Source organism: Bartonella sp. MR110HLJHH (assembly GCF_042194225.1).
GTDB lineage: Bacteria > Pseudomonadota > Alphaproteobacteria > Rhizobiales > Rhizobiaceae > Bartonella > Bartonella grahamii.
The window spans coordinates 214,080-232,171 of record NZ_JBHIMQ010000001.1 but is presented as its reverse complement, the minus strand read 5'-3'; the positions used below and the strand labels follow the sequence as shown (position 1 = coordinate 232,171).

Annotated in this window: 8 protein-coding genes, 1 tRNA gene and 1 pseudogene; 4 read left to right on the top strand and 6 right to left on the bottom strand. The window is 39.2% G+C overall.

Annotation, left to right across the window (positions count from 1 at the left end):
• Positions 1 to 101: 101 nt before the first annotated feature.
• The 4 genes and pseudogenes from ACFIKB_RS00890 to aroA all read right to left on the bottom strand — a co-directional run bounded on the left by ACFIKB_RS00890 (position 102) and on the right by aroA (position 12,705).
• Positions 102 to 8,671: pseudogene (locus tag ACFIKB_RS00890) on the bottom strand (GH36-type glycosyl hydrolase domain-containing protein).
• A gap of 228 nt (positions 8,672 to 8,899) precedes the next feature.
• A complete protein-coding gene (gene rpsA / locus ACFIKB_RS00885) occupies positions 8,900 to 10,600 on the bottom strand; it encodes a 30S ribosomal protein S1 (protein ID WP_026500132.1) in 1,701 nt (566 codons plus the stop codon).
• Between the two features lie 132 nt (positions 10,601 to 10,732).
• Complete coding sequence (gene cmk, locus ACFIKB_RS00880; RefSeq protein ID WP_375635413.1) at positions 10,733 to 11,380, bottom strand: (d)CMP kinase; 648 nt, start codon at positions 11,378 to 11,380, stop codon at positions 10,733 to 10,735.
• Positions 11,377 to 12,705, bottom strand: coding sequence for a 3-phosphoshikimate 1-carboxyvinyltransferase (gene aroA, locus ACFIKB_RS00875; RefSeq protein ID WP_375635412.1), 1,329 nt, complete (start codon positions 12,703 to 12,705; stop codon positions 11,377 to 11,379). Before aroA ends, cmk begins: the two co-directional genes overlap by 4 nt.
• Before the next feature lie 187 nt (positions 12,706 to 12,892).
• Here aroA and ACFIKB_RS00870 point away from each other — a divergent pair, with 187 nt between their 5' ends.
• Both ACFIKB_RS00870 and ACFIKB_RS00865 read left to right on the top strand, forming a co-directional pair.
• Positions 12,893 to 13,273 (top strand): TIGR02300 family protein, encoded by a 381-nt coding sequence (locus ACFIKB_RS00870; RefSeq protein WP_375635411.1) that lies wholly within the window; start codon positions 12,893 to 12,895, stop codon positions 13,271 to 13,273.
• 117 nt (positions 13,274 to 13,390) lie between these two features.
• A tRNA-Ala gene (locus tag ACFIKB_RS00865) sits at positions 13,391 to 13,466 on the top strand.
• A 1,188-nt stretch (positions 13,467 to 14,654) separates the two neighbouring features.
• Here ACFIKB_RS00865 and ACFIKB_RS00860 read toward each other — a convergent pair.
• Together ACFIKB_RS00860 and ACFIKB_RS00855 are read right to left on the bottom strand one after the other, a co-directional pair.
• Entirely contained in the window at positions 14,655 to 15,242 is a 588-nt protein-coding gene (locus ACFIKB_RS00860; protein ID WP_375635410.1) for a hypothetical protein, read from the bottom strand.
• A 111-nt stretch (positions 15,243 to 15,353) separates the two neighbouring features.
• Positions 15,354 to 16,535 carry a DNA recombination protein RmuC gene (locus tag ACFIKB_RS00855; RefSeq protein WP_375635409.1) on the bottom strand — a complete coding sequence of 394 codons (1,182 nt, stop codon included), beginning with the start codon at positions 16,533 to 16,535 and terminating at the stop codon, positions 15,354 to 15,356.
• Positions 16,536 to 16,625: 90 nt separating this feature from the next.
• Here ACFIKB_RS00855 and def point away from each other — a divergent pair, with 90 nt between their 5' ends.
• Together def and fmt are read left to right on the top strand one after the other, a co-directional pair.
• Positions 16,626 to 17,162 carry a peptide deformylase gene (gene def / locus ACFIKB_RS00850; protein WP_375635408.1) on the top strand — a complete coding sequence of 179 codons (537 nt, stop codon included), beginning with the start codon at positions 16,626 to 16,628 and terminating at the stop codon, positions 17,160 to 17,162.
• Positions 17,162 to 18,091: a methionyl-tRNA formyltransferase gene (gene fmt / locus ACFIKB_RS00845; RefSeq protein ID WP_375635407.1), complete on the top strand. Its 930-nt coding sequence runs from the start codon at positions 17,162 to 17,164 to the stop codon at positions 18,089 to 18,091. Before def ends, fmt begins: the two co-directional genes overlap by 1 nt.
• Position 18,092 lies beyond the last annotated feature (1 nt).

The following is an 18,092-nucleotide window of genomic DNA, read 5'->3' as shown; positions in this document are numbered from 1 at the left end:
AATATTATGCACCAACACGGACAATATAGGCGGTGCAATATAACAACTCTACAGTTTTGGGCGAGAATAAAAAAGTCTGCTCTCTTTTTCATCTTTCATCTCTAAGATTTAACAATACGTATAATTTCATGCTGACCTGTTTTGTGTAACTTTATCCCCGCATGAACTTCGGTATATTTTTTGCCATTAACATGGAGCATATTTTTAGGTCCCCATTTTACTTTAATGGTATAAACGGCATCATAAAACTTCATTGTTGCTTCATATTTTGGCCAAATAGAGGGTAAATGTGGCTGTAAAAACAACAGATCTCCCTGACGCTGTATTCCAAGAATAGCTTGTGTTGCAGCACGATAAAACCAACCGGCTGAGCCTGTATACCATGTCCAACCGCCTTGACCACATCGTGGTTCAACAGAATAAATATCTGCGGCCATCACATAAGGTTCAACACGATAAGTTTCAGGATCTTGTCCATGGGTAATCGGGTTAATCATAGAAAATAAAGCGTAAGCTTTATCGTTTTGTTCCATTTCAGCCAATGCTAAAATACTCCAAATGGCACCATGCGTGTATTGACCACCATTTTCTCGGATTCCCGGAGGATAACCTTTTATATAACCGGGCTCAAGTGTGCTTTTATCAAAAGGTGGCCAAAAAAGGCGAATGAGTCCGCCTTTTTTATCATAGAGATGTTCCAACATTGATGTCATTGCTTGCTTTTGATGTTCAGGCGACGCCATTTGAGAAATGACAGCCCAAGATTGAGCAATGGTATCAATTTGGCATTCATCATTAATTTTAGAACCAAGAGGTGTTCCATCATCAAAATAACCACGTCGATACCAAGCACCATCCCAACCGTTTTCCTCTAGGGATTTTGTTAAGCGTTCAAGGTATGTACTCCATATTTGCATATGGCTGTTATCACCACGTTTTTTGGCCAAAGGAATAAATGCTTGTAATGTGTACCCAAGAAACCATCCTAACCAAATGCTTTCGCCTTTTCCTTCCACACCTACCAAATTCATGCCATCATTCCAATCCCCACCTAAAATAAGAGGGAGACCATGGGGCCCGCAGCGTTTAATGGCAAGGTCTAAAGCTAAAGCACAATGTTCATAAACTGTTGCAACCTTTGAGGATTGGATAGGTTGAAAATAAGCATCCTGTTGCCCACTTTTGAGAACATCACCTTCAATAAAAGGAATGAGCGTATCAAGAAAAGCGTCATCACCAGTGGTAGTGACATAAAGAGCTGTTGCATATGCAAGCCAAACGATATCATCAGAAATGTATGTACGAACACCAGCATTTGTGTCAGGCAACCACCAATGTTGCACATCCCCTTCAAGAAATTGGTGCGCTGCTGCATTTAATAATTGTTCACGTGCTAATTGTGGTTCCAGCAATAACAAAGACAGGCTATCTTGTAACTGGTCACGAAAACCAAATGCACCACTCGCTTGGTAAAAGCCTGCACGTGCCATGATGCGGCATGCGTAGATTTGATAAGGAAGCCAATGGTTGACCATAAGATTAAAAGAAGCGTCAGGTGTTTTGACTTGGAAAGGAGAAACAAAATCACTCCATTGCTGTTTTTGTTTTGTGAGCAGAATTTCAAAATCACTTGCATGTACTTGATTGAGTAATTTTTCAGCTTCTTGCCTATTTTCAGCACTGCCAAGATAGAAGATGATTTCTTTTGTTTGCCCTGGTTGAAGATCAATATCATAGGCGAATGCTGAACAAGGATCACATCCTGCTTCAATGATATTCGAAAGAGCACCAGCTTTACGGATCGCAGTTGGATGCGTTACGGTTCCCGTTGCACCAATAAATTCAGCACGATTGGTTGTGGTGCTGGTTGGCATTTCAGATGCCGATAAGAATGTGACTTGTTGAGATTTTTCAATGTGATAAGGATTTTGAATAAAATGTACACCCCTTTTGTCCTCATAAGAGGAAATAATGAAGGGGGCATATTTTGTACGGGTATTTCCCAAAACCCATTCAACATAATTATAAAGGCGTAAACTGCGTGGTTTTGTCCCTTCATTCGTGAGGGTAAGACGTGAAAAGCGAATTGGTTTTTCCGGATCGAGTGTATGAGTCAGTTCTAATGCAATTTCTGAATGTGTCGATTTAAAAGTTGAAAATCCAAAACCATGACAAGCCTCATAGACAATATTTTCATCACATTCTACAGCAGAAACGGGTGAAAAACGTTTTAAAGACTGGCGATCAACTAGATAAAGTGCTTCTCCTGGCCGGTTAGATGTTGGATCATTTGCCCAAGGAGTTAATTTATAATCGCGGCTATTATTAACCCAAGTAAAAATTGCACCTTCAGCAGAGACATGAAAACCAAATTTGTGGTTAGCGATGACGTTAATCCACGGGTGCGGTGTAGTTGTACGTCCATGAAGACGTATTACATAATGGTTATACTGGTTAAAACCACCGTAACCATTCCAATATTTTAGATCTTCTCCATTTATGGGAAAGGAGGAGGGTTTTTGTTGGCTAATAAGACCAATGGAAGCAAAAAAATTTTGTTCAGTTTGTATTGTAACTTGCCTTCCTTCGCTATACTTTGGGGAATCTAATTGATCATGCAATTCATGATAATTTTTATGAACTGTAAGATCAAAATCACTCTCATCAAGTCGTTTAAGCTGTTCAGATAAAGAGCCATTTTGGGCATCAAGAATGATGCGCGCTGATGCAAGAAGCGTTTTAAAACTCTGTTCACTCATTTGATCGCGTCGAAGCATGAAAATATGTTGGCGTTCATCTGCTTTTTGCGTGTGGTGATAATAAGATTCACAGACCCACTCAAGAGCGCGTTGTGTATTTTGTATGTAGGAAAATGTTTGTTCATTAAGAATGACCAAATCAACAATGAGTCCGCGCATACGCCAATATTCATGTGCTTTAAGGAGCTCGCGCAGTACAGAGATATTTCCCTCGTTATTTAACCTAAGAAGACAGAGTGGATTGTCTCCTGAGATAGACATGGGCCAAAGATCCGACTGTTTTCCTAGCGTTTTTGCTAATATTTCAGAAGGAAGACGCCATGTTCGATCAAGGTAGATAAGCGGTGTTGCATATTTTTGATAGACAATAGCCTCTTTAAGCTGGGTTCCGCTCTGATACAGTGCGACTTGTGAGCGCGTCCATGCCATTGAAAGTTCTTTTTGAAACATATCAGGTTGTCGATAATGTTTAATATGATTATTTAGCGCTTCTTTTGTATGAGCAGCAAAAGTCCAAAAAATAAGTTCTGCTTTTTCATGGGCTGAAATTTTTATACGGCATCGCAATGACATAACAGGATCAAGAACACAACCTTGACTGTTACTGAAACGAGCATTTCGGTCAAATGCAGCGGGCCGATGAATGGATCGCCCCCGACCAATAAACAGAGAGCGATCTGTTTCAGCTTCTGTCTCTTGGAGAATATCTGTTGTACTAGAGACAAAATGGGCAACATAGATTTCAGGATCACTAGGCGAGCGTTTGCGCCTTTTGGCAAAAATTGTTTTACCTTCCTCAGCAATTTCGGTCTCTATAAACATACGGGAAAAAACAGGATGAGCTTGGTCTGTATCCATTGTGGCAAGCGCCAATTCACCATAAGAAGTCACTTCAATGAGGCGCTCTTTATTTGTCGTATTCGTCAGTTGAATACGTCTACCTTCGCCACATCCTTCAGATGTAATAAGACATTCAAGCGTTGATTTTATACCATCAACCATTTTTGTATATTCAGCCTTTTCATCTGTAAAAATGCTGACAGCTTCTTCTTCAATAACACGTGTTGGCTCACTAGTAACAGACCACCACCGTCCACTATGCGTATCGCGTAAGAAGAATAAAGTACCTTGTTGATCTTCTGTTGCATCAGGAATAAAACGCGTAATCGCATAATCGTGCCACCGACTGTAACCAGAACCATTCGCTGTTAGCATGGTAAAATAAAAGCCATTAGACAAAAGTAACGTTTCTCGTGGTTTGAGCAACGGGTTTGTAATAATGCGCAAAGGGGCGGCGTCAAATGCTTGAGACTTATTGCGCATACGATTAACAGCTTTGGTATGAATAATAGGAATGAGATGAGGCGCTCTTTCCTGTAATAGCAATTGCGTTGCTTCAATAATGGGATCACGGTGAAAACGGTCACGCATTCGCCCTTGAAAAATAACATTGTTAAGAGCAAGGATAGACATGCCATGATGGTGCGCATAATAATTGCGTACAACAGCGTATTTTTCCCCTGTTTTCACGCGTGAAGGGGTAAAATCGACAGAGTCATAATAACCATATGTTCCTAAAGCTCCAAGATCACGGAGTCGTTTTAAATTAGCGACAGCGCAAGCAGGAGCATATTGTGCCGCTAGAAGGCTGGCATAGGGAGCAATGACAGCATTGCGTGAAAGACCACGTTGGAGTCCGAGGTTTGGAACACCAAAATGAGCGTATTGGTAATTCATTAAATGATCGCGAGCGTTAAATGCGGCCTCTGAAATACCCCATGGCAATTCCCGTTTATGAGCATATTGTATTTGACAATGAATAATCAATCGATTTGTTTGATCTAGGAGAGATCCTAAAGGTTCATGCATTACGAGAGATGGCATAAGATATTCGAACATCGATCCAGACCATGATAGGAGCGCACCTTTCCAACCTATGGGTACGAGGAGTCGACCAAGACGAAACCAATGTTTAAGTTTTATGTCTCCTTTTGCGATAGCAAAAAAACTTGCAAGACGTGCTTCTGAAGCAAGTAGATCATAACAATTTTCATCGAGTTTGTTTTCTTGAACACGATATCCAATGGATAAGAGATGCCGTTTAGGCTGTTCTAAAAAGTCAAATTTCATATCAAAGGCTATTTGCCGTGCTACTATAGCCAACCTGTTTAGTTTTTTACGTAATTTTTCAGTATCACAATGAGCAGTCGCATCATGATGATAAGCGTTACAGGTATCGATAAGGCATTTAGCCCAAGAAAGCGCACGAGCAGATTCTATCGTTTGAATTTTGTGGTCAAGTTCACTGACTAAGTGCACAATATCGTGGGCTGCATGTGAAAGGTCTATGATGTGAGAAGGAATCGTATTTTCTTGTTTTACAAAAGTGAAGACAGAGTCATGAAAACGAATGATGTTTTCTTCGATTTTTTGACGTAACGAGCGTAAATTGGGTTGATGATCTGGAATTTCTTTGACAGTTTCTTCAAGAATAGCAAGAACATCCGATAAGCCTTCTCGATCACTTTGAAAAAAAAGAGGCAGTTTTTCAGCCCATTCACTTAAGGCAGAAGAGAGTGTTATCAAATGACCGGCAAGATTTCCTGAATCAACGGTTGATACATAAGTAGGTAAAAGAGGCCTGAGTGTATCCGTTTCATACCAATTATAGAGATGACCACGGAACTTTTCCATTTTTGTAAGAGAGCGTAATGTACATTCAATACGGGTAATGGTCTCTTCAAAACCAATCCAGCCAAAATCACGTGCAGCAATAATAGAAAGGAGATAAACGCCAATATTCGTAGGAGATGTACGTTGAGCAACAAGAGGTTCAGGATCTTCTTGAAAATTATCGGGAGGCAAATAGTTGTTTTGTGCATTGACAAAGGTTGTATAATAAAGCCATGTACGCCGTGCAATAGAGCGAAGTTTTTTTTCATCTTTTGAAGAAAGATCAAGACTATCTTGAAAGGTTGAAGGTTGACTCACAATCCAAGCAATGAAGGGTGAAAAAAACCATGCTATCCCAAAAGGAAAAGCAATCAAGCTTGCAAAACTATCAGAAAAAAGAGAAAGTGCTACAGTAAGGACACCAATAAGCGATGCTGGTGCCATTATAAAAACATAGAAGCGCAAACTATTGGGCATTGATTTTGTTGCGGCAGAAGTTTTCCATTCAAGAAGATGCTGTTTTGAAATCGTCATACGATAGAGTGTACGAATAATCGCATCGGTCATAAAATACGCCGAATGAGCAAGAAACGTTGTTTTAAGAAATATATCAGCGCTTGTAAGAGCAGTTTTGTTCCAAATTAATTGAAAATGTCCACGCAAAGAATGATCTATATTGGACGAGACAAGCGTTTTTAATACACATAGAATGGAAGAAATGAAGGAGCTAAACAACAAGAATATTTGCCAGACGATTGCACTCTTGAAAGACAAAAAAGTCCATCCTGCAAATGCTGCGATTAACCACATAAGTGGAGTAAGAGAACGACGTAAATTATCCTGCATTTTCCAACGCGTCACGGAACTTATTTGACGGTGGAAAAAAAGATAAGGCAAAAGCTGCCAATCACCGCGAATCCAGCGATGATAACGCATAACATCAATATTATAAGCGGTTGGATAGTCTTCAATGACTTCTATGCTACTTACCAGAGCAGTACGAGCATAACCTCCTTCTAAGAGATCATGACTAAGAATAGTATTTTCTTTAATTTTGCCATCAAGCGCTTGTTCAAATGCATCAATATTATAAAGACCTTTACCGATAAAGGTACCTTCTCCTAAAAGATCTTGATAAGTATCAGAAACGGCAAAAACATAAGGATCAATGCCACGGTTGATAGAAAAAACCCGTTGGAGAATTGATGTTTTTTTTCCTGTTGTAAGAGAAGGAATAATGCGTGGTTGTAAAACGCTATAGCCTTTTACAACCTTTCCACTTTGCGGATCAAAAATGGGATGATTGAGTGGATGGTTAAGCTTTCCAACAAGTTTCGCGACGCTCTCTGGAGTAAGACGTGTATCACAATCCAGCGTCATAACAAAACGGCAATCCATAGGAAGGTGTGGCTTGGGAGGATAAAAGCTTGTGTTTTTATCGCCTCTTAAGAGCCGATTGAGTTCATGAAGTTTTCCTCGCTTTCGTTCCCATCCCATCCAACATTTTTCGCTTGTATTATAAAGGCGTCGGCGATGTAAAAGGAAAAAAAGAGGAAGTTCATCACGATGATAACGACTATTGAGTTTATCAATACTCTTTTGCGCATAGTGCAATAAATCAAGATCATCTTGCGTTTCTCTCAATGGAGCATCCACCCAATCTGTAATGAGCGCAAAATGAATGGCACCTTTAGGATTGGAAAGATAGTGCACTTCAAGATTGCGCACTTGTTCATCAATATCATCGCGTGATGTCATCAAAGTAGGTACAACAACCATTGTCCGTGCATGTTTTGGAATACCTTCTTTATATTCATAGCCAATGAGTTGTCTTGATGGGACAAACCATGAAACAACAGTGTTAAATAAAGCAAAAGCAGCATCAATAGCAGGAAAAAGCGCTAATACAGTAAAGCAAAAAGACATCCATGATGTCATGCCAGATATTTGTAAAAGGGCGTAAATTACAAGCAAAAGAGCGAGCGTCAGAAAATAGACAGGAATAGCGATGACTCTCAATTTTGAGCAACAGGAAGCTCGTGTCCATTTTATGAGAAAGGGCGGGATATATCCACAAGCCTTTTCAAATATGCCACGACCATCATCAACAAGGTACCACCCCACACAAGAATGATGAGGCATATCTTTAGAAGTGGAATTTGCCATTTCTACAACTTTATGTGCAATTTCCAGCTCACTAAGAGGCGAAAAGCGTGCAACTTTTTCAATGACTTGTCGATAAATATTGCGTGAGTGAGAATCAATTTCAGAAAAATCACTATTTTTACGCAAAATAGAATCGACACAACTCACTGTTTCAAACCATGCTGTCCAATCAACATCATCTATAGCTTTAAGAGCACGGATAATATTTCCCATGGTCACACCATCTGCTGCTTGTCGGGTATGTTCATCAGCTGTTGCAATTTCTAAGCTACTGCCTTGGCTTTTCAATTGCTTTTCAAGCCAAGTTAATGCTACGGTTGAATCGACAGATGCACTGCGTAGGCGATAGAATAAATGTGCTGAAAACGTTGGATCAACAGTAAATGGTTTATACTGCGTAAAGAGAGAGTGTAGATTTGTTTTATTTTTTACAAGAGAAATTTTATCAGCCACTTGACTAGCAAGATGGCGCATATGTCGCGCTTTTTCGATACGTACTGAAAGACGACGGACATTTTCAATGAGCAGCATTTGCATAACAGAAGGAAGAGCCCACAATTCACCAATTGTGAGCGCACAAACTTCTTGAAATCCATTGGTCATAGCAGTGAGTGTTTCTTGTGAAAAGCTGCTATCAGTATGCGCAATATAAAGCCAAGTTAAAGCAAAAATTCGTGGTATTCCCGCTTTGTGTGTAGAAAGAGGAAGTTGCTTTATGAAGGACTTAGGTAGATTACGACGTAGCTTTTGTATAGTTTTATCAATGGTGTAATGATTATCAATGAGCCATTGAGCAGACGGTGCGATAGTCTCATCATTTCGGGCTGCAAAATCACTGGTATGAAAGGCATTAAGAATAAGTTTCGCATTTTCATTCAATCTCTTGCGAAAATCTTCTACTCCTTCATATTCAGGGAGTAAAATTTCTTTACCAGAAGCTATATCATGCCCTAATTTATAAAGATCTTCCCGTACCTTATAAATTGCACGAAGAGGAAAATCCGTATTAATAAAATGTTTTTTTTCTCTTTTTGAGAAAAAAAGCACTTTATGAAAGGTATTATGCACGTCATAATGTCCCATTGTTATTCAATTACATCGTTTTTTATTTAAATTGTAAGCATTTTATCTGAATAGTGAACCGTTGATAGACAAAAAAACAAACTTTTTGTTTTTAGTTGCAAGCAGTTATAATTTTTTACGCAATAATTAGAAAATAAGCAGACAATTTTTTTAGAAAATAAAAAGGTCACCCTAAAATGAGTGACCTTAATAACACCGTCAACTTTAATGATTGATGATTAATCTTGTTCTTGTTTTTTCAAAGCAGCACCAAGAATATCACCAAGAGAAGCACCTGAGTCTGTAGAACCATATTGTGCAACAGCTTCTTTTTCCTCTGCAATTTCTAAAGCTTTAATCGATACTGAAATTTTACGTGTTTTTTTATCAAATGCTGTGATGCGAGCATCAACCTTTTGCCCAATTGCGAAACGCTCAGGACGTTGCTCATCACGATCACGCGCGAGATCAGCACGCCGAATGGTTGTCTCAAGGTTGTGGTCAATCAATTTCACACCAATGTCATTGTCGTTAACAGCAATCACTTCGCATGTTACAACAGCACCTTTTCGCAATTCGCCAGAAGCAGCTGCTTCTCCAACTTTATCGCTGGAAAGCTGCTTAATTCCAAGAGAAATGCGCTCTTTTTCAATGTCAACATCAAGGACCACAGCTTTAACGATATCGCCTTTATTGTAAGTATCAATGACTTGTTCACCAGGACGGTTCCAATCAAGATCAGACAAATGAACCATACCGTCAACATCGCCTTCAAGCCCAATAAACAGACCAAATTCTGTTTTATTTTTAACCTCTCCTTCAATTTGCGAATTGACAGGAAATTTATTGGCAAAAGCTTCCCATGGATTTTCAAATGTTTGCTTTAAGCCAAGAGAAATACGCCGTTTAGAAGGATCAATCTCAAGAACAACCACTTCTACTTCTTGTGATGTAGACAGAATTTTCCCAGGATGAACATTTTTCTTCGTCCAGCTCATTTCAGAAACATGGATCAGCCCTTCGATTCCTGGCTCAATTTCAACAAAACCACCGTAATCAGTAATGTTGGTGACAGCACCCGTAATTTTTTTACCAATCGGATACCGAACACTAATGCTTTCCCAAGGATCACTTTCAAGCTGTTTCATTCCAAGAGAAATACGGTGTGTATCCTGATTGATGCGAATAATCTGGACTTTAATCGTTTGACCAATTGTGAGGACTTCAGATGGGTGGTTAACACGCCGCCATGCCATATCTGTAACGTGCAAGAGACCATCAATCCCACCAAGATCAACAAAGGCACCATAATCTGTGATATTTTTCACCACACCTTCAACGATTTGGTTTTCTTCAAGATTTTGTACAATTTCTGAACGTTGCTCGGCGCGACTTTCTTCTAAAACAGTACGACGTGAGACCACAATATTGCCACGACGACGGTCCATCTTCAAGATTTCAAAGGACTGAGAATTATGCATGAGAGGTGAAACATCACGAATGGGACGAATATCAACTTGGCTGCGCGGCAAGAAAGCAACAGCACCATCAAGATCGACTGTAAAACCACCTTTTACTTGGCTAAAGATCACTCCATCAACGCGTGCACCAGCATTGAATTTTTCCTCCAAACGGACCCAACTTTCTTCGCGCCGTGCTTTTTCACGGGATAAAACAGCTTCGCCCATCGCATTTTCAATGCGTTCAATGTAAACCTCAACTTCATCGCCAACTTGCAAAGAACCGTCTTTTGCTTTAGCTCCAAATTCTTTGAGAGGAATACGTCCTTCAACTTTAAGACCAGCATCAATAATGGCCATGTCTTTTTCGATTGCAATAACACGACCTTTAACAACAGATCCTTCATTAAGATCATTGGTTTGAAAAGATTCTGTTAAAAGGGCTTCAAAATCCGCTGTTGTGGGATTGTATTGTGACATAAGAACTCCTAATATATACCTTGTGTTATAAGGTATGAGCGCTAGGTTAGTGTTAACATAAGCAACTCCCTGCCTTTTTCCTTGAATAAAGGAAAAAAAGTTAGCGCGAGGCTGGAAGTCACCTTAACGAATTTATCCAATTATATGCATTTTTATGATTGGATCAATAAAACTACATGCAATTTCAAATGTTGCTTCTATACTCAATTCTGACGTATCAAGCAAGTGGGCGTTTTTTGCTGGTTTTAGTGGACTTTGTTTACGGGTTATATCGCGACTGTCGCGCTGTTCAAGTTGAGCTAGGATTTCATGATAATTTGCTTGAACCCCCTTTTTTAAAATCTCCTGGTAGCGACGTTTGGCGCGCGTTTGAACATTGGCTAAAACATAAAACTTGATATCGGCATCAGGACAAACAATAGTTCCGATATCACGTCCATCAAGCACACAGCCAGGCAAAACTTTAGCAAAGTTGCGTTGTTTTTCGACAAGAATTTTGCGTACAGCAGGGTTAATCGCTATTTTTGAAGCCGCTTCACCAAGTTCATGAGAAGAAAGAAGGGCAGGATTTAAGGTATTAAAATCAAGTTCTTTAGCATAAATAATAGCATTTTTTTCATCATTAAGAGCTAAATTTTGTTGTAAAAGCGTATGAGCAACACTACGATAAGTAAGACCCGTATCGAGATGGCGAAGACGATAATGTGCAGCAATTTTGCGTGCTAAGGTTCCTTTGCCTGAGGCTGCAGGTCCATCAATGGCAATAACAAAAGGCTTCAAGCAATTTTCCCCCCAAGTTGTTTTATAAAAGGAATAAATTCTGGAAAGCTCGTAGCGATCATTCGTTTATCATCAATGGTAACAGGTTTTTCTGATATAAGCCCAAAAATGAGAAAACACATAGCAATTCGATGATCAAGATGTGTGGAGACATGTCCACCACCCAAACCTTTGGCAGAACCTTTCCCATAAACAATAAGAAAATCTTGACCTTCTTCACAGTCTACGCAATTAATTTCGAGTCCTTGAGCAACAGCAGACAGTCGATCTGATTCTTTTACACGCAATTCTTCAATTCCTAACATCACTGTTTTGCCTTCTGCAAAGGCTGCTGCTACTGCCAAAGCAGGATATTCATCAATCATTGATGGAGCACGTTCTTTGGGCACCGTAACACCTCTAAGAACCGATGATTTTATCCGTAGATCAGCAACATCCTCTCCACCTGTTTGACGTCGGTTCAAAAATTCAATTTGAGCACCCATTTCCCTCAATGTTTCGATAAGTCCTATTCGAGAGTTATTTATCAAAACATTTTCAATGGTGATATCAGAGTCTTCTACAAGAAGGGCTGCGATAATTAGAAAAGCAGCAGAAGAAGGATCACCCGGAATATGAATCGTTTGTCCAGTAAGATGGGGTTGACCGTTAAGATGAATCAAACGCGCACCTTCATTATCTTTTTCTATTTCAAGTTGTGCACCGAATGCTTTTAACATTTTTTCCGTATGGTCTCGTGTCAGAACTGGTTCAATAACAGTTGTAATGCCGGCGGTATTGAGTCCAGCAAGCAGGACTGCTGATTTAATTTGGGAGGAAGCTATTGGAACACGGTAACGAATCGGATTAGCCATTTTCGGACCATAAAGCGTTAAAGGAAGGTGATCGTCGTGCGTTGCTTCAATTTCAACCCCCATGAGACGCAGTGGATCAAGGATACGTCCCATTGGACGTTTAGAGAGAGAAGCATCACCAATAAAGGTTGTTTTCATATGATATGGACCAACCATTCCCATAACCAAACGAGCACCTGTTCCAGCGTTTCCAAAGTCTAAAGGTTTTTGTGCAGCTAAAAGGCAACCATTCCCTGTTCCTCGTATGGTCCATAAGCCATCTTTTTTAATAATACAGGCACCCATAGCTTGCATAGCAGCAGCTGTATTGAGTACATCAGCGCTTTCAAGTAATCCATGAATATGTGTCTCACCACTTGCTAATCCTCCCAATATAAGAGAGCGATGAGAGATTGATTTATCTCCTGGTATTTTAATTTTTCCAGAGAGACTACTCGATTTATAGGTGGTTATAGGGATTGCTTTTTGCATGGAAATTCTATTTAATTCTATCTAACTTTTATGAAATTGTGCATCCTTTAGCACATGCTTTAAAAGACGTCATGAAAAAATCACTGTGAAACGGTGTATTTATCTTTGACAAAGGCATTATTTTTCGATTAAGCACCATAGAATTTATCTTTTAATGGAATAATAGTTAATCAAAGAGGCACGGTTTATGGCAAAAAAAGAACTTGGAACTAAACGTGTTGATCCAGAAACGGGAAAAAAATTTTACGATCTAAATCGCGATCCTATTGTGTCGCCCTATACAGGAATTTCTTATCCGCGTTCTTACTTTGAAGTTGCAGCAGCTGAGGCAAACAATGAAGAAGACGTTGATACTGAAGAGCTTGATACAGCACTTGAAAAATCTGCTTTTATGCTTCTTGAAGAGGATGATGAGGATTCTAAAGATGACGATCTTCCTGATTTAGAAGATAGTGATGTAGATCTTGGTGATGACGATGATACATTTTTATCTCATGATGATGACGATGAAGATGATGACGTTACTGATATTCTCGGAGGCGGTGTTTCTAATGATGACGATGCTTAAGAGAAGTAAAAGAGGACATCTTTTCCATTGAATGTAAATTCTTCTTGATCTTCAATTTTGATCGTTCTAGAAAAGCTGAAACTGTATACTTTCCTTTTGGGAAAAATTGTTTTTATAGGGGCTATAGCTCAGCTGGGAGAGCGCTTGCATGGCATGCAAGAGGTCAGCGGTTCGATCCCGCTTAGCTCCACCAAAAGGACCAGCTATTCTATCAAGGGAAATCAATTATAATAGAGAATGTGTGCATCAATTTAAAAGGTTTATGCGCTATTTAATCATCATTCCAATAGCGCCTGTTGCTTGCATTTTAGCGGTATTATAACACGTTTTTAATCATTTGTTGGATTATAAAATTTTACTGTCGTAACCGTGAAAGTAGATAATTTTTTATGCTTTGCACAGAAACAGAAAAAGAGCTGTTTAACTTACGCCTTGTTTTAAAGGACAAAATTTGAATTACCTTTATCACAATATTTCCACAAAATCATAATATGTTGGTTATCGATATCTTTTTAAAAGGTACGAAGTACCTAAACAAAGATGAGGGAATAAAATATTAAAATATTCTTCTCAATTATTGCGAATCAGAACTTTTTTCGAGTATTTTTAGCTTGATCAAATGTCCTGCCAATTAAAAAATTGCCTACTTTGAGTAGCATCTACCTACTCAATACTAAGGTGTATTAACGCTCAAATAACATATTGAATCAATTAATTTTGTTTCCTTGCACGTCACAAAAAAGGTTGAGGTGTGAAAGCGACGTGCGCCATCATTATATGTGCTAATTCCCAATGTTGCCAATAATTCTTACATTTGAGAATGTTCATAAGAAACATTTTTAGTCTTTTCTTTCACAGTTTTTATCCACATGCCAATTGCGCTTGTTATGTGCAAGCCAATGGTTTTTATTGATTCAACCTCAAGAGATCTGAAATGATAAAACCCTACGCCATTCGAGATTCTTACTTTAATATGATGCTCGAATTGCATTTCTTTTGATTGCTCTTTTATACGCTAACAAAGAAAATATTCATGTAATAATCAGTCAGCAATACGCATAATGAAAATAAAAAATAATATTAAATTTTAAAATTTTTATTCAATAATCTCTGGTACTTAGCCCTGTGAGAAATGTCAGAACCAAATAGAAGATAGTTTTCATTGTAAATTTTTTAAACAACAGAGGTAAAAATATTGAGAGTGCTCTCAAAATATTGTGCATTGCAAAAGCTTTCTGTCTCTTTGGTTTATTCTAAAAAATAACAATTTATTTCATTTAACAATCAGAAAAACGATACAGCCTTATCACGCCATAAGAAATTTGGCTCTCAAATAATTTTACCAAAACAATTCTCTAATTGAGATTTTCAAAAATCTTCCCTAACGCCATCCACATCTCTTTAATTGCTGTTCATAGAGCCTCGATATCCTTGCCATGCGCTGTGCTGCCTGTGAAAGTGCCGCAGAGACATGCCCGCCACTACGCGCATAAGCACCATGTCCCATATGATAATTTAAATAAAGGCTATATGCATCATCAAATCTCACCCCATTGCGTTGAACACTTTGGCGATGGTACCAAGCAATAAAATCAGCAGAATCTGCAAAATTCGTACGCCATGCAAAAGATCTGCCCGTAGAGCGAAGATACATTGCCCATGTACTGTCAAGCGCTTGAGAATAACCATAGGCTGTCGATTGACGCTTCCATGGAATAAAACCAAGTAGTTTTTTACGTGGAGGACGTGCATTGTGACGAAAGCTCGATTCCATATTAATGGTTGCAAGAATAATAGACATAGGAATCCCATAGCGCATTTCTGCACGTTTAGAAGCCTTACCCCAATTGTCAAAAAAACCATTTTTTTGTGCTAAAATAGCACACGCATTGTTCGTGTGTATGGGAGTGGTTGTTGCACACCCATCTAGCAGAAACACCAGTGCCCCTAAAAACAAAAGGTGTCGCATATTCCTATTCCTCTCGTTTAAGAAATAAAACAAGATAGAGATACTAAAAAAGTATTACCAATCAATAAAGAACATGATCTGACTTGTGATATTTAAGAAGCTTGCTTTGCTTTATTCCTCGTCAGCAAAACGCAATGTTTGCGACTGAGCCAATGTTGTCATTTTTGTTGGTTCAGAATGATTCTCTTTTAATTCGACAGTTTCAATGCGATTTGCCCGTTTCATAATTTTGGAAGACGATATCAAAATTCCCTCTATATCTTCACCTGCTTTGTGAAAGTGCTTCTGTAACGCACGAACACGTATATCCATTCGTCCAAAATCTTCCATCAATTTTGCTACTTCTGATTGAATTAAGTGCGCTTGTTCACGCATCCGTGCATCTTTCATAATGGTTTGTACCACTTGGACAGAGAGCATCAACAAAGATGGTGAAACAATAATCACATGAGCTCTATTGGATTTTTGTACCAATGCCTCAAAGTCCTCATAAATTGTTGCAAAAATCGATTCAGATGGCACAAAAAGGAAAGCAGTGTCATGGGTTTCTCCAGGAATCAAATATTTTTGTGCAATATCACGAATATGGACTTCCATATCGGTACGAAATTGGCGTTCTGCCTCTTGACGCTCTTGCGCTGATTCTGCCTTACGCATAGCATTCCAAGCCTCCAGAGGGAATTTAGCATCAACAACAAGAGAAGGGGCTTTATTGGGCATATGAATGAGACAATCTGGGCGTTTTCCATTGGAAAGAACAGCCTGAAAAACATAAGCATTTGTTGGTAAGGCATCGGCAATAATTGCTTCCATCCGCCCCTGACCGAAAGTACCACGTGTCTGCTTATTGCTTAAAATGGACTGCAACTGAACAACTTGTCCCGTAAGCGATTGAATATTATTTTGTGCCGCGTCAATCACTGCTAAACGCTCTTGCAAACGATTCAAATTTTCATAAGTGGATTTGGTCTGTACCTGAAGTGTTTGGCCTAAGCTTGTTGTCATCCCATTGAGTTGCTCACTGAGTGATTTATTCAATTCAGCCTGCCGTTGACCAAAAATTTCCGCCATCGTTTGCATTCTCCCTTGCATTTCAGCTTGTGTTTTCAGCAAGGTAGCCATCTGCATTTGTGCCTCACGTGCGCGTTCAGCAATTTCATTTTCCAAAAATGCTTTTTTTCGATGAGAATGTATCAACATAAAAAATGCCCAACAAACAAGTATAAATAAAAGCAAAAGCATTAGTTTAGAAAAAAACTCTCCAGCGAGTATGGAAAAAAACGAATCAAACATAAATTGTAATATAACGCTCTTATTGTAAAAAAACGCAAGAATCCGTTATTCAATATTGACCAATAACAAACCATTGATTAATCTCTACTTATGCCAATGAGATCTTTAGTTACTTTACCTGATCCGATTTTACGGGAAGTGTCCAAGCCCGTTGATCAGGTCGATTCAGCTCTTCAAAAACTTGCGGATGATATGTTGGAAACCATGTATAGTGCTAAGGGCGTTGGTCTTGCTGCTATTCAAATTGGTATACCGCTACGTATGTTGGTTATAGATGTCTCTGGAAATTCTGAAGATGAGCAGAAAAAACCATTTGTTATTATCAACCCTGAAATTTTATGGCTTTCAGATGAGCGTAATATTTATAAAGAAGGTTGTCTTTCTATTCCTGACTATTTTGCAGAGGTTGAACGTCCTAAACGCCTTTGTGTTCGCTACCAGAACCGTGAAGGAAAACAAACAGAAATTGAAGCAGACGATCTCTTGGCAACTTGCTTGCAGCATGAAATTGATCATTTAAATGGGCGCCTTTTTATTGATTACATTTCAAAGATCAAACGCGATATGGTGATACGAAAATTTAAAAAACGCGCAAAAGAAAAAAACATGCAGGAAGCAGTTTTGTAATGGCTTTACGATTAAGTTTTATGGGGACACCAGATTTTTCTGTTCCTATTTTACGTGCTTTATTGGATGCAGGTCATGATGTTGTTGCTGTTTATAGTCAACCCCCTCGCCCAGCAGGACGTCGAGGACTTAAATTAATCCCCTCACCTGTTCACAATGTAGCAAAAGAGAAATCTATTCCCATCTTTACGCCACAAACACTCAAAACAATCGAACAACAGGAGCAATTTGCAGCACTTTCTGTTGATGTTGCTGTTGTTGTTGCCTATGGACTCCTTTTACCCAAAGCTATTCTTGAAACACCCCGTTTTGGTTGTTTTAATGCCCACGCTTCACTCTTACCACGCTGGCGTGGTGCTGCACCTATTCAGCGTGCAATTATGGCTGGCGATAAAGAAACAGGTATCATGATCATGAAAATGGATGAAGGACTTGATACGGGACCTATCGCTCTTTCTCGCTCCATCCCCATTACTGATAACACCACCACTGCTGAGCTTTCAAACAAACTTTCACATATTGGCGCAGAACTTATGATAGAAACCCTATCAACTCTTGAAAAAGACCAACTTAAACTAACCCCACAATCAGAGGAAGGCATCACCTATGCTGCCAAAATCAAAAAGGAAGAGACCCGCATTGATTGGACAAAACCTGCAGAATTTATTCAGAGGCATATTCGCGCGCTCTCTCCTTCTCCTGGTTGCTGGTGCAATATGAATATTGGGGGACGAGAAGAACGTGTAAAAATTCTTGATAGTCGCTTAACAACAGGTCCTTCTCTTGAAATTGGACGGATCGAACCAGATTCTTTGATTGTCCATTGTGGACAAGGGCGGATAGAAATAACCTCTCTCCAAAGATCGGGTGGTAAAGTCCTTGATAGCGCAACCTTTTTACGAGGTGCTTATATTTCTGCTGTTTTTTAAG

Excerpts from the sequence above, each read along its gene's own strand:
- aroA (WP_375635412.1), bottom strand. The coding sequence starts at position 12,705 with ATGCAAAAAGCAATCCCTATAACCACCTATAAATCGAGTAGTCTCTCT.
- def (WP_375635408.1), top strand. The coding sequence starts at position 16,626 with ATGCCAATGAGATCTTTAGTTACTTTACCTGATCCGATTTTACGGGAA.
- rpsA (WP_026500132.1), bottom strand. The coding sequence starts at position 10,600 with ATGTCACAATACAATCCCACAACAGCGGATTTTGAAGCCCTTTTAACA.
- fmt (WP_375635407.1), top strand. The coding sequence starts at position 17,162 with ATGGCTTTACGATTAAGTTTTATGGGGACACCAGATTTTTCTGTTCCT.
- ACFIKB_RS00870 (WP_375635411.1), top strand. The coding sequence starts at position 12,893 with ATGGCAAAAAAAGAACTTGGAACTAAACGTGTTGATCCAGAAACGGGA.
- ACFIKB_RS00860 (WP_375635410.1), bottom strand. The coding sequence starts at position 15,242 with ATGCGACACCTTTTGTTTTTAGGGGCACTGGTGTTTCTGCTAGATGGG.
- ACFIKB_RS00855 (WP_375635409.1), bottom strand. The coding sequence starts at position 16,535 with ATGTTTGATTCGTTTTTTTCCATACTCGCTGGAGAGTTTTTTTCTAAA.